The sequence below is a fragment of the Marasmitruncus massiliensis genome (assembly GCF_900186535.1).
Lineage (GTDB): Bacteria > Bacillota > Clostridia > Oscillospirales > Ruminococcaceae > Anaerotruncus > Anaerotruncus massiliensis_A.
Genome location: NZ_FYDE01000004.1, coordinates 590,601 through 602,272, shown reverse-complemented (window position 1 = coordinate 602,272; position 11,672 = coordinate 590,601). Strand labels below are relative to the sequence as shown.

The window sequence follows — 11,672 nt, the reverse complement described above, 5'->3', positions numbered from 1 at the left end:
CTGCTCCTTACCATCATTTTGATTCGTTTTCTCTCAGGTCGACAACACGTTTGGCTTTTCCGGCAAACCGCTCGATGGATTTCGGCTCCACCAGCGTCACCCTGGCGTCAATTCCAAGCACGGTGCGCAGTCTGGAACGGATGACACAGGTCAGCTTTTCCAGATCCGAATAACGCTCCAGCAGGGAAGCGTCCACAAGTTCCACTTTCACTTCAAGCGTATCCGTATACCCTTCATGCCGCACATACAGCATGTAATGTGGGCTGATCTGTTCCATAGGCATCAGCACGCTTTCGATCTGGGATGGGAACACATTCACACCCTTGATTTTCAGCATGTCGTCGCTGCGCCCCTTGACTTTATCCATCCGCGCCGCCGTCCGCCCGCAGGCACATGGGGTTTTCACAATGCGGGTTAAGTCCCGTGTGCGGTAGCGCAGCAGCGGGAACGCCTCCTTCGTCATGGTGGTGACAATCAGTTCCCCTGTTTCGCCCTCGTTTTTCGGGGCAAGCGTACCGGGGTCGACGATTTCCGCAAAAAAGTGGTCTTCCGCGATATGTAGCCCACACCGTTGTTCGCATTCGCCGGAGACACCCGGCCCCATCAGTTCGGACATACCATAGTTGTCGGTCGCGAAGAGGCCCAGGCGATGTTCAATCTTCGCGCGCATTTCCGTGGTACAGCCCTCCGAGCCGAACAAGCCGATACGCAGCTTAAAATCGGAAAGATCGTAACCCATTTCGTGCGCCAGTTCCCCAAGATAAAGCGCATACGTGGGCGTTGCGATCAGGGTAGTCGTGCCGAAATCCTTCATCAGCATGATCTGTTTTTCGCTGTTCCCGCTGGAGGATGGCACGACCGTCGCGCCGATGCGTTCCAGCCCGTAGTGCAGGCCAAGCGCGCCGGTAAACAGCCCGTACCCGAAGCATATCTGCGCGATGTCTTCGTCCGTGACTCCGGCCGCCGCGATAATCCGCGCCATAAGCTCCGACCACATGCCAAGGTCATTTTTGGTATAGCCCACCACGGTCGGTTTTCCGGTGGTCCCGGAAGACGCGTGGAGACGCACGACCTGTTTTTGCGGAACGGCAAACAGCCCGAACGGATAATGGTCGCGCAGGTCGGCCTTGGTGGTCGGCGGGATATACTGGATATCGGAAAGCGCCCGGAATTTATCCGGGTCCAGGCCGGCCGCGTCCAGGCGGTCATGATAAAATTTCACATGATCGTAACAGTATCGCACAACCCTCTTGAGACGTTCCAGTTGGAGAGCCTCCAGCTTTTCCCGCGGCATGGTTTCCATTTCAGGGTTATAGATCACGGTTTTCACTCCATTTCCTTTATGCGCACCGAAACACACAACACTTTAACGCATTTATCTGTTAAATCCATTCTTCTTATCATAACAAAGTCAGCCCCCAAAATCAACCCCTTGGGCAGTTATTCTCAATGATCCGATCTGATTGTTGAAAAAGTCTTACAGCTTTTGTCCGTCATCTGCTTTCCTTTTGCGCTAACCTGTCGATTTATAAATAAAAGGAGTTGATTGGATGGATCTTTCTTCGATTGGTGCTGTCAGCATCGACATGCATCTTGCACAAACGCAGCAGTCGGTATCCGTCGCAATGCTGAAGAAAGCAATGGACACAACGACAGCACAAAGTGAGCAGATGATCGACAGCCTGCGCAACACGATTCCGGCGCCTTTATCCGGACATCTTCTCGATACCTACGCCTGACTGTCCGCCCGCAGGGGCGGCTTTTTTTGTTTTGAAGTATTTTCAGCATCCGCTTTTCAAAACGCTTGTATTTACATAATACCGGCAAACATACGCACCCTAATCTTTCAGGGGCCTGATATGCAGCAAAAACAGGTTGATTTGCTTGATCTCCACGACAAATTCATAGTTTATTAAACAAATTGGCCATTAATTCGTGTAAAATAAAAAAGTTAACAGAAGTATGGTCACTGTCATTTGGAGATTGCTATGTTTGGATATATCAAACCCTGCAAACCGCAAATGCGCGTATGCGAATATGAAACTTATAAAGCGGTATATTGCGGGCTCTGCAAACAGCTGGGGCGCAAATACGGCCCTTTTTCCCGCCTGACTCTCAGCTATGATTTCACCTTCCTTGCTTTGCTCGGCCTTTCCCTGAAGCCGGAAAATACTGCTCAGTTCTGCCGGAAGCGATGTCTGCTCAATCCTCTTCGCAGGCTTCCCTGTCTGAACGACGGGCTGGAACTGAATTTTTCTTCCGGCGTGGCGATGATGATGTTTTACTACAAAGCTCTGGACAACTTTAATGACGGCGGGTTTCGCGACAAGGCGCTGGCTGCGCTCTGCATGCCATTCGCGCGGTTTGCTTACCGGAAAGCTTCGGAACAGTACCCCGCAGCGGCACAGATTATTTATGAAGCCATCAGCAAGCAAAGCCTGATTGAGGAGGAGCAGTGCGACAGTGTCGATCAGGCCTGCGAGCCTACCGCGCTTGTCCTCTCCGGAATCTGCGGGCTGCTTTCCGACGATAAGAGCCAGAAGCGCATTCTGGAACGGTTCGGCTATCTGCTGGGGCGTTATGTGTATCTGGCGGATGCCCTGGACGATCTGGAAGAGGATGCGCGGCAGGGCAGTTACAATGCCTTTCTGCTCAGAGAGCATCTGACCTCGCCTGATGCAAAACAACTGGCTGAAATCCGTGAAAACGCAAAAGGCTCCCTGTTTCTTACCATCGGGGAACTGATTAAAACCTATGAGCTGCTTGAACTGCATACTTATCAGCCAATTCTGGACAATATCATCCACCTTGGTTTGCGCGAAACCGTGGAACGAATCATGATGCCGAAGGAGACTGAACACCAATGACAGATCCATATAAAATCCTAGGGGTCTCTCCCAATGCCAGCGATGAGCAAATCAAGGCCGCATACCGCGAACTTGCAAAAAAGTATCATCCTGACAATTACGCGGGCAATCCCCTCTCGGATTTGGCGGAAGAAAAAATGCAGGAAATCAACCGCGCATATGATGAGATTTCCAAGCAGCGGAAGAATGCGCAGGCAGGCGGTACAGCGTACGGCAACACAGCATCCTATGGTTACGGTTACGGTTCCGGCGGATCGCAATTTGCCGATATCCGCCGCCTGATTAATTCCGGCAGAATCGCCGAGGCCCAGGAACTTCTGGACGGTGTCGCGGCGGCCAACAGGGACGCCGAATGGTATTTTTTGAGAGGCAGTATCCATTATTCCCGCGGCTGGCTGGACGACGCTCTGCAGTGTTTCCAGAAAGCCTGCTCCATGAGCCCGCAGAATGCGGAATATGCCGCAGCCTATAACCAGCTGGTCTGGCAGCGGCAAAGCGGGCGCCCCAGCGGTTACGGCAGTTATCCGCAAGGTGGTGCCAGTCTGGGCGGCTGCAGCTGCTGTGATATCTGCGCGGCGCTGTGGTGCGCGGACTGCTGTATGAACGGCTGTTTCTGATGGAGGCGTTTATATGAAGAAAAGTACACAGGTGGCAATTGGAGGGCTGTCTTCCGCGCTTTGCGTCCTGCTGATGTTTATGACAGGACTGATTCCGTTTTCCACCTATGTGTTTCCCGGGATGGCGGGCATCGTCCTGATTGCGGTTGCCACCGAAATCGGCGGAGCGACCGCGCTGCTGGTATTTGTAGCAACCTCCGTGCTCTCCCTGTTTATTGTGCCTGACCGGGAGTCTGTGCTTTTATTTATCATGCTGCTCGGGTATTATCCTATGATCAAGCCCAAACTGGAGCGCATTCCCAAGCCTTTTGTATATCTTTTGAAGCTGGCGCTTTTCAACGTGGTCATCGTTGCGTTCTACTACGCGACAATCTACCTGCTCGGCATTCCTGACCTGCTGTCCGACTGGGGCTCTCTGGGGAAATATACCTCTTACGTTGCGATCGGCCTGGCAAACTACACGTTTTTCATGTATGATTATCTTTTGAGCAAGGTGCTTTTTATTTATATTCATTGGTTCCGTCCCCGTATTTTGCGGAAAATTCCTTAATTTTACTGAAAGCGGGTGCCTTTGGTTTGGTGCTTCGACAAAAAAGACGTGTGCACATTGTTCCGATTGTACTTTTCTCTGTTCTGCTTGCGGGAATCCTTGCGGCAGCCATCTATTATTTTTACTTCTTTCACAGCACCGCATCCGGCAATCTGATCCAGAAACAGTTTCAGGTCGAAAATCTGGACCCGGACGCGAAGAACGGCAGACTGCCCGGGGTTCCGAAGGATGAAAAGTCACCGGGAGAGGGGATGTTCAGCTACCGTATCAATCCCACCCCCGTATTCCAGTCGAATGGTTCCGGCGGGGATATCAAGGTTCAGAACCCTTCCTTTAATCGTTACCTGATGGTTCTGGAAATCACAGTAGACGGAACAGACGGCACTGTATATCGATCCCAATATATTGCCCCGAACCAGTACATCAGCTCCATTGACCTGCAAAAGCAGCTTCCCTCCGGTGAATACAGGGCAACCGCTTATTTGAACGCGGTGGATGCCGGTACACTTGATCTGGTTGATACACTGACGTGTCCGCTTGAAATAACGGTCAAATAGTCAACAAGGCTCTGCGCTTTGCGCAGAGCCTTGTTTTAATGTTTATTGATGAAAAATAAACCGGCTACGCAGAGTACCATTCCGAATATCTGTGTGGCCGCAAGGCGTTCACGATAGGCCAGAACGCCGATGATCAGCAAAATCACTGCCAAAGCAATGTTTGCCACAAGAGAACAGGTGCTGATATTCCAGCCAACCCGATACGCCCTGATATAGCCGAATTCCAGCCACACAATGGCAAATCCAAGCGCGACGCTTGTCCAGTTCACAGAGCCGAAGGAACTGCCAAGCGATTTCCCATGGTTACTGCCCAGCAGCAGTAAAAACGCAACAGCAGCAGCGCTCAGATAGGTCACCACAAGCGCTGCGAAAGGATTTGCATCGGCAGGCATGCTTTTGGTAAATAAATTATACAGCACATTTGACGCAATGATAATCAAAATCGGTATTGCAAGTGTCATAAAATAACGGCACCTCCCAAAATTTCTTTTCCATCATAAAAAGCGACGGCCTGCCCACGCTGCCGCTTATGGCAGCCAACAGTTTTTTCAAGCGCATCACCCTTTTCCGGTAAAAATGGAACAGGCGAAGCCGCTTTTTGCGCACTTCACCTGTTTCATTCCGCACACATCGCTCTACCCTTTCGGCTGCCTCCACTGGAAGCCCCCCTCCGAACTCCAGATATGTTCCGACATGTGTTTCAGCCTTATCATACAGATTGTAATGAAATACAGAATTTACGGGCCAGATCACATACTTACGGTCTATAAAACAAAATGCAGGCCAAAAAACCAGCCCGGTTCAAACGGTTTGGAAGCAAACAGATACTGATATCCAAATACGGAAGCGACCAGTGCAAGCGCAACCATGGCAAGAATGACAAGCACCTTGATTCCCCATGACGGCCCCCTGCTTACGGCCGGTGAAAATGCGATGGGGGATCTCTTTGCAGATTCATCCGCGTGGAGATCCAACCTATCCGGCTTTTCTCTCGGCCCTGTCTTGACCTTATGCCTGTCCGGATCAGGATGATATATAAAATAGGGTGGATTTTGCGCGGACCGGCGGGGCGGTTCCTCTTCATAGCTGAAAGAAAGCGGCGGGTCCAGGTCGTCCTCTTCGCTTATCTCAAACCGGGAAGCGGACCAATCGCGGCTCTCCACTTCCGGCTCGGACGGCTCTTCGGCCTCCGGATCCTGCGTACGCGCAGTTTCAGAATACAGATCATCCGCAGCATCGGCGTGATCAGCCGGAGATTCTTCCACCGCCCACGTTTCGGAAGCGCGGGGAAATGTTTCTTCCCCCGGATTCTCCATGAGGTCCTTGTCGCGGGGGGCTCCGCAATGCGGGCAGAACTTATAGTCATTTTTTACAGGCTTTCCGCATTCCGTGCAAAACATTCCTCCACCTCCAAAGTCTGCTTTTTTCTTTATCTTACCATAAACAGGACGTGCATACAAGGTCAAAAAATGCGAAAGCGGAATGAATCCGCTTTCGCCGCAATTTCATGTTGTTTTTAGCCGTCAGCCCACTGTGGGTTCCAGAACGCCGTAAGTGCCGTTATGCCGTTTATAGACCACATTGGTTTCATTTGTCTCGGCATTCAGGAAAATAAAGAACTCATGTTCGAGCAGATTCATCTGAAGAATCGCCTCGTTTACATCCATCGGACGCATTACAAACCGCTTGACACGCTCAATGTCATATTCCCCGGTCTGATGTTCCTGTTCCTCACCGGCCTCCAGATTGGCGGGAGCGAACGCTGTATCTCTCAGGCGTTTCCCAAGCTTGTTTTTGTTTTTCACGATCTGACGGAACAGATTATCAACAACTGCTTCCAAAGAATCAAACCGGTCGGAAGTTGTTTTTTCCGCGCGGTAATACATGCCCCGCGACTGAATCGTTACCTCCACTGTATCGCGGTCGCCCTCGTTGGTTACCGTGACAGTTGCGCTTGCACCCTCATCAAAAAAGCGGTCCAGCTTTGAAAGCTTCCGGTCAATTCTTTCTTTAAAAGAATCACGGACTGAAGTCTTTCTTGCAGTAATGGTAATGTTCATACGTTCAACCCCTTTGCTTTATCTAAAACAGAACAGCTGTTTGTACAGTTGTCGCTGTTTTTAACAGATCATCTAGATTTTACGTCATTATTATACATCATATTGTCTGAATTTACAAGAGATATTCAAAGGTTTTCAAAATGATTTGTAAAGTTTAACCTCTTACCTGTTTTCCGCCCACAAAGACGGCGATTGGTTTACCGCGCTCCTGAATGGGGTCCGTGGAAAACAGCGCCACATCCGCGTCAAGCCCGGCTTTCAGCGCTCCCACACGGTCTTCTATACCGACAATCGCGGCAGCCTGGGAAGTGATCGCCCGCAGGGCCGCATCCGGCGCAAGCCCCTCCTGCACGGCAAGCTGCGCGCTCATCAGCAAAAAGCGGCTTGGCACTTCAGGATGATCCGTTGTGATCGCGACGCGCACCCCCGCCCGGTCCAAAATTCCCACCCCCGCAACGCTGGCGTTGACAAGCTCGGGCTTGGAACGTGATCCGATCAGCGGCCCCGTCAGCACGCTTGCCCCCTCTTCCGCCAGTTCTTCCGCCACAAGGTGCCCTTCCGTTCCATGCACAATGACATACTCAAAGTCGAATTCCTTTGCAATTCGGATTGCCGTAAAAATATCATCCGCCCGGTGCGCATGAATATGCGCTTTAATACGATGGTCAAGCAAAGGCAGCAGCGCCTCGCATTTGGCATCAAAATCCGGCTCATCAAGTTCCTCGTCTTCCGCTGCTTCCGCACGCTGTTTTGCATATTGTCTGGCTTTCGCAAGCTGCTCGCGGATAATCGCGGCAATCGCCATGCGGGTCGCAGGGCCCTGCTCTTTTTCGTGGTAGCTGTTTTTCGGATTTTCACCCAGCGCAAATTTGATGGCAAGCGGCTCCTTAATCAGCATTTTGTCAATCCTGCACCCATAAGTTTTCATTGCGCACATCTGTCCCGCAATCGGATTTGCGCTTCCGGGCCCCGTCACCACCGTGGTGATGCCATAGTCAAGCGCTTCGGAAAAGGATCGGTCGAGTGGATTGATGCCATCCATGCCCCGTAAATGCGGCGTGCAGGGGTCGGTATCCTCATTGCCGTCGTCCCCCTCAAAACCCATCCCATCTTCCCACATACCGATATGGCAGTGCGCATCAATCAGGCCAGGCAGCGCTACCGCACGGCAGGCGTCAAACCGTTCCTCTGAAGCGGGGCAGTCCGACATATCGCCAACCGAACTAATTTTCCCATTTTCCATTTGAATATATCCATTTTCAAAATCCATACCGCACATCGTGCGTACCCTTGCGTTATAAATGACCATTTGGTTCTCCTCGTATAAAAAAAGGGCGCCTCAGCGCCCTTTCGAATTATTTCGGTGTATTGCGGTTTCTCGATGTGCCGCGCTTAACATCTGTATATTTCTTTAGGTCGGATATCTTATCGTCGCTGGCCTGTTTGAACTTGCTCATCATATCCTCAAAAGACATGTTTTCACTGCTGATCGGCTGCCTGCGTTCAAAGCCATAGCTGACTTCGCGGACAGGTCTGCGGGAAGCCTGCGGCCTGCGGGGAGGAACCCCTTGTCCGCCTGCTGCAGTAAACGGGCGCGGAGCGCCGCCGGCCGGACGCGGAGAATACTGCTGTTGCGTAGCGGCAGGAGCCGGTGCCGCCTGTTTCATCGACAGGCTTACCTTTCCTTCAGGCGTAATGCCAATCACTTTGACCTTTACCGTCTGATTCAGGGTCAGATGATCGGATATTTCTTTCACATAGGACGAAGCCACCTCCGAAATATGCACCATTCCGGTTTTGCCGCCTGGCAGCTCAATGAACGCCCCAAATTTTGTGATGCCGGTTACCTTGCCCTCTAAAATACTCCCTACCTCAAGCTGCATAATCTATTACGCTGCCTCCTTCAAATCCTTTAGCTTTTTAACTCTATATCTGCCGGGTTTTATGAACCCGAAGCATCCTTATAAACATGCTCTTCAGGCAGTCCCATATTCAGCTTTTCCCGAGCGATGCGGGCAAGGTAGGATTTATCATTTCCCAAGCTGATCAGCCGCTCAATTTCTTTATTGGCCAACCGCTGTTCCTCACATTTTTCAGACACATCGGCAAGCTGTGAACGCTTGGAATTAATCTCCATCTGAAGCGTCACAAGAGACACAGCAATATATGCGGCAAAGCCTAACAGGCAAAGCCGCATCAACAGACTTTTTTTCCCCGTCCTGACATTTTTCATATCACTTTTCGCTCCGCTTTTTACGGCTGTTGCCGTCTCCGGTTTTCTTTTTGGTCCGCATAATATTACTCTTTAGATTATACAATATCTGGCTGTGGTTTTTCAAGTGTGAATTTGAATTTTTCACCTTGCTTTTTATACAATTTGCTGTATTTCCCAGCTTTTTCCTAAAGAATCCCGCTATTTTCTTTGCCATGCTCCAGACTGGCCGGATAAAAATTTTCCAAATCATATGAAAAACCCATTTGATTGCCGCGATGATCCATCTGGCTATGCCAATTATCAGCACGCCGATTGTACAATAATACAGGATCCCCCCGACCGCTTCCCCGATTATTATGAACGCACGCAGCTGCCCGTCACCGGCAGCAAGCAAAAAGCAAAAGGTTGCGGCCGCGCAGAGCGCAAAAAACAGAATATCTTCCGCCACTACCGCCACAGTCCGATGCGGAATTGCAATTCTCAGGATACGGAACACGTCGTAACAGACGCCGAGCGCCGCTCCAAGGGCGACAGACGCCAGAAACATCCATGTCTGTTCCGCCACTGAGATCTCCAAAAGCAATACCCTCCTTATTCGCTGAAATCCGGCTTATCAAAATGACCCGCATAACAAAACCGGCCGCAGTATGCAGGCGGCCGATTCTTCCTGCCCGCTATAGACAGAACGGTATATGGATGAGGCCTGTCAGCGGAACAGCTTACTGAAAAATCCTCCGTGCATCGGATGGTTATCGGTATAAGAAAGGCCGTCGATGCTTTCCCCTTCCAGATTCAGTTCCCCTGTATCCACGTCAATCCGGTTAATATGGAGCCCCTGGCCGTGAATCACCAGTTCCCCGGAATCACAGAACAGCGCCACCGTCTGCTCATCAAAGCTGTCAATATCGGTAACGCCGGATACAGACAGGCGTTTACGGTCTTCAAGTATGACGTTATGCGGCATTGCTTTTTTCTTTTCTTCAACCATCGTATTCGACCTCCTATTCTTCTCGTTCTATGTCTATGCGGATGCGCCGGCCGCTATGTCACGGAATTGAATGCATACAGTACAAAACCATGCCGTTATGAGAACGGCATGGTTTTTCTTTATCTGCGGAGCACCTTTCCGGCGGGCTTGTGCGTCATTCTGTCGTGGTTGACCGCAATTTCTCCATTGACAAGGACGTAATCGAATCCCGTCGCAAAACGCTTCGGGTCTTCATAGGTTGCATCTGTTTGGATATTCTCCAGCGCAAAGACATTCACATCGGCATCTGCGCCTTCCTGAAGCAACCCTTTTTTCAGATGGTATACGCAAGCTGGCAAAGCCGTCATTTTGTGAATCGCCTGCTCGAGTGTGAGCACCCCGCGCTCCCGCACATAGGTTTGCAGAATGCGCGGAAAGGTGTCGTAAAGCCGGGGGTGGGGAACGCCGCCGGTCGGATAGACCGAGTCGGAAATCACCGAACTGTAAGGGTCGCGCAGGATCGTGCAGATATCGTCCTCGGAGGTGATAAAATCCACCATCGAGATCTTGCATTGTTCGTCCGCGAGCATGTCGCAGACACATTCGCAGGGGTCTTTTCCCTGCGTCGCCGCGATTTCAGAAACGGATTTCCCAACATATTTCTGATTTTCCGGCAACGTCAGGGTGCTCATACGGATATTTCCCCAGCCGATGGAGGAAACCAGATTCTCAAAATAATCCTGTGGCTGTCTCAGTATTTCGGCCAGTTCCCGCCGCTTGGCGGGGTCCTTCAGGCGTCTGACCATCTCTTCCACGCCGCCTTCCAGATAGTCGGGCGGCAGAATCTGAATCAGCTGCGTGGAACCGGCGGTATAGGGGTAAACATCGTAGGAAACGTCCATGCCGGAGGCACGGGCCTTTGCAAGAATCTCCAGCGCTTTTTTTACGCCATGCCCCCAGTTTCGCTTCCCGATGCACTTCAGATGGCTGACATGAAGCGGAACCTCCAGCCGCCGCGCAATGTCTATCACTTCATAAAGCGATTGGTGAAACAAATCGCCCTCTCCACGGATATGGGTGACAAGCGGAACGCCGAACTCCTTCATGGGCCGGAGGACTTCCACAAAACCGTCCGCATCATAACAGTTTTCCGGTGCATACACGATGCCAAGCGAAACACCGAGCGCGCCCGCCTCCAGCGAGTCGTGCAGGAACCTCCGAGCAGCGGCCAGCTCTTCCCGCGTGAGGCGGCCGGTCTGGTAGCCCTTTACCGCCGCGCGCACGGTGCCGTTGCCGATATCCATTCCGACATTCAGCGGCAGCGGCATCTGTTCTGCCAGCGAAAGATATTCCCCCATCGTGGAAAAGTCAGCCGGCAAGGCCGCTTCCCCGATAACCGGCTGCAAAAACCGGAAAATTTCCGCCCGATGTGCCGGCGGACAGGGCACCACGCTCAATCCGCAGTTCCCATTGACGATCGTCGTAAGGCCCTGCCGCAGCTCCGCTTCCCCAAAGGACGGCAGAAACAAGTTGATGTCCGCGTGGCGATGGATATCGATAAATCCCGGCGTAACATATCGTCCGCCGGCGTCAATCGCCTGCTGCGCGGATTCGGAAATCTGTCGCGAAATCTGAGCGATTTTTCCGTTTTTGATTGCCAGATCGGCACGGATTCCCGGTGCGCCGCTGCCGTCTATGACCGTTCCGTCCCGGATAACAAGATCATACATCTTTATGCCACCAATCTAAAAATAAATAATCAGCACTAAAATAGTTTCATATCTATTGTATCACGCAGACAGACGGCTTCAAGAGCAAAACTGCACAAATCGCCATCGT

Annotated in this window: 15 protein-coding genes and 1 pseudogene; 5 read left to right on the top strand and 11 right to left on the bottom strand. The window is 51.5% G+C overall.

The window, feature by feature from the left end:
• Positions 1-13: 13 nt before the first annotated feature.
• Positions 14-1,321, bottom strand: coding sequence for a phenylacetate--CoA ligase family protein (locus C1A10_RS06825; RefSeq protein WP_180951026.1), 1,308 nt, complete (start codon positions 1,319-1,321; stop codon positions 14-16).
• A 229-nt stretch (positions 1,322-1,550) separates the two neighbouring features.
• On the opposite strand from C1A10_RS06825, the gene C1A10_RS06820 reads away from it, so the two are divergent.
• The 5 genes from C1A10_RS06820 (at position 1,551) to C1A10_RS06800 (ending at position 4,591) form a co-directional block, all read left to right on the top strand.
• Positions 1,551-1,739: a YjfB family protein gene (locus tag C1A10_RS06820; RefSeq protein ID WP_101909536.1), complete on the top strand. Its 189-nt coding sequence runs from the start codon at positions 1,551-1,553 to the stop codon at positions 1,737-1,739.
• Between the two features lie 249 nt (positions 1,740-1,988).
• Positions 1,989-2,867 carry a DUF5685 family protein gene (locus tag C1A10_RS06815; RefSeq protein WP_101909535.1) on the top strand — a complete coding sequence of 293 codons (879 nt, stop codon included), beginning with the start codon at positions 1,989-1,991 and terminating at the stop codon, positions 2,865-2,867.
• A complete protein-coding gene (locus C1A10_RS06810) occupies positions 2,864-3,484 on the top strand; it encodes a J domain-containing protein (protein ID WP_101909534.1) in 621 nt (206 codons plus the stop codon). Before C1A10_RS06815 ends, C1A10_RS06810 begins: the two co-directional genes overlap by 4 nt.
• A gap of 13 nt (positions 3,485-3,497) precedes the next feature.
• Positions 3,498-4,034 (top strand): hypothetical protein, encoded by a 537-nt coding sequence (locus C1A10_RS06805; RefSeq protein WP_101909533.1) that lies wholly within the window; start codon positions 3,498-3,500, stop codon positions 4,032-4,034.
• 26 nt (positions 4,035-4,060) lie between these two features.
• Positions 4,061-4,591 carry a hypothetical protein gene (locus C1A10_RS06800; RefSeq protein WP_101909532.1) on the top strand — a complete coding sequence of 177 codons (531 nt, stop codon included), beginning with the start codon at positions 4,061-4,063 and terminating at the stop codon, positions 4,589-4,591.
• A 35-nt stretch (positions 4,592-4,626) separates the two neighbouring features.
• On the opposite strand, the gene C1A10_RS06795 is transcribed toward C1A10_RS06800, so the two are convergent.
• From C1A10_RS06795 to C1A10_RS06750, 10 genes and pseudogenes are all read right to left on the bottom strand, one after another.
• Positions 4,627-5,052 (bottom strand): hypothetical protein, encoded by a 426-nt coding sequence (locus tag C1A10_RS06795; protein ID WP_101909531.1) that lies wholly within the window; start codon positions 5,050-5,052, stop codon positions 4,627-4,629.
• Positions 5,049-5,111, bottom strand: a pseudogene (locus tag C1A10_RS18945) (aminomethyltransferase beta-barrel domain-containing protein); the annotation flags it as partial. The pseudogene C1A10_RS18945 and the gene C1A10_RS06795, both read right to left, overlap by 4 nt.
• 244 nt (positions 5,112-5,355) lie before the next feature.
• Positions 5,356-5,991: a zinc ribbon domain-containing protein gene (locus C1A10_RS06785; protein WP_101909529.1), complete on the bottom strand. Its 636-nt coding sequence runs from the start codon at positions 5,989-5,991 to the stop codon at positions 5,356-5,358.
• 123 nt (positions 5,992-6,114) lie between these two features.
• Positions 6,115-6,651: a ribosome hibernation-promoting factor, HPF/YfiA family gene (gene hpf / locus C1A10_RS06780; RefSeq protein ID WP_101909528.1), complete on the bottom strand. Its 537-nt coding sequence runs from the start codon at positions 6,649-6,651 to the stop codon at positions 6,115-6,117.
• 154 nt (positions 6,652-6,805) lie between these two features.
• The gene (locus C1A10_RS06775) at positions 6,806-7,960 is read right to left on the bottom strand and encodes an amidohydrolase (protein ID WP_101909527.1); all 1,155 of its coding nucleotides are present in this window, start codon (positions 7,958-7,960) and stop codon (positions 6,806-6,808) included.
• 46 nt (positions 7,961-8,006) lie between these two features.
• Positions 8,007-8,534, bottom strand: coding sequence for a S1 RNA-binding domain-containing protein (locus C1A10_RS06770; protein ID WP_101909526.1), 528 nt, complete (start codon positions 8,532-8,534; stop codon positions 8,007-8,009).
• A gap of 59 nt (positions 8,535-8,593) precedes the next feature.
• Positions 8,594-8,884, bottom strand: a complete 291-nt coding sequence (locus C1A10_RS06765) for an FtsB family cell division protein (protein ID WP_101909525.1) — start codon at positions 8,882-8,884, stop codon at positions 8,594-8,596.
• Between the two features lies 1 nt (position 8,885).
• Positions 8,886-9,443, bottom strand: coding sequence for a spore cortex biosynthesis protein YabQ (gene yabQ, locus C1A10_RS06760; protein ID WP_101909524.1), 558 nt, complete (start codon positions 9,441-9,443; stop codon positions 8,886-8,888).
• Positions 9,444-9,572: 129 nt separating this feature from the next.
• Complete coding sequence (locus C1A10_RS06755; protein ID WP_101909523.1) at positions 9,573-9,854, bottom strand: YabP/YqfC family sporulation protein; 282 nt, start codon at positions 9,852-9,854, stop codon at positions 9,573-9,575.
• Between the two features lie 119 nt (positions 9,855-9,973).
• Complete coding sequence (locus tag C1A10_RS06750) at positions 9,974-11,563, bottom strand: N-acyl-D-amino-acid deacylase family protein (RefSeq protein WP_101909522.1); 1,590 nt, start codon at positions 11,561-11,563, stop codon at positions 9,974-9,976.
• Positions 11,564-11,672: the final 109 nt, after the last annotated feature.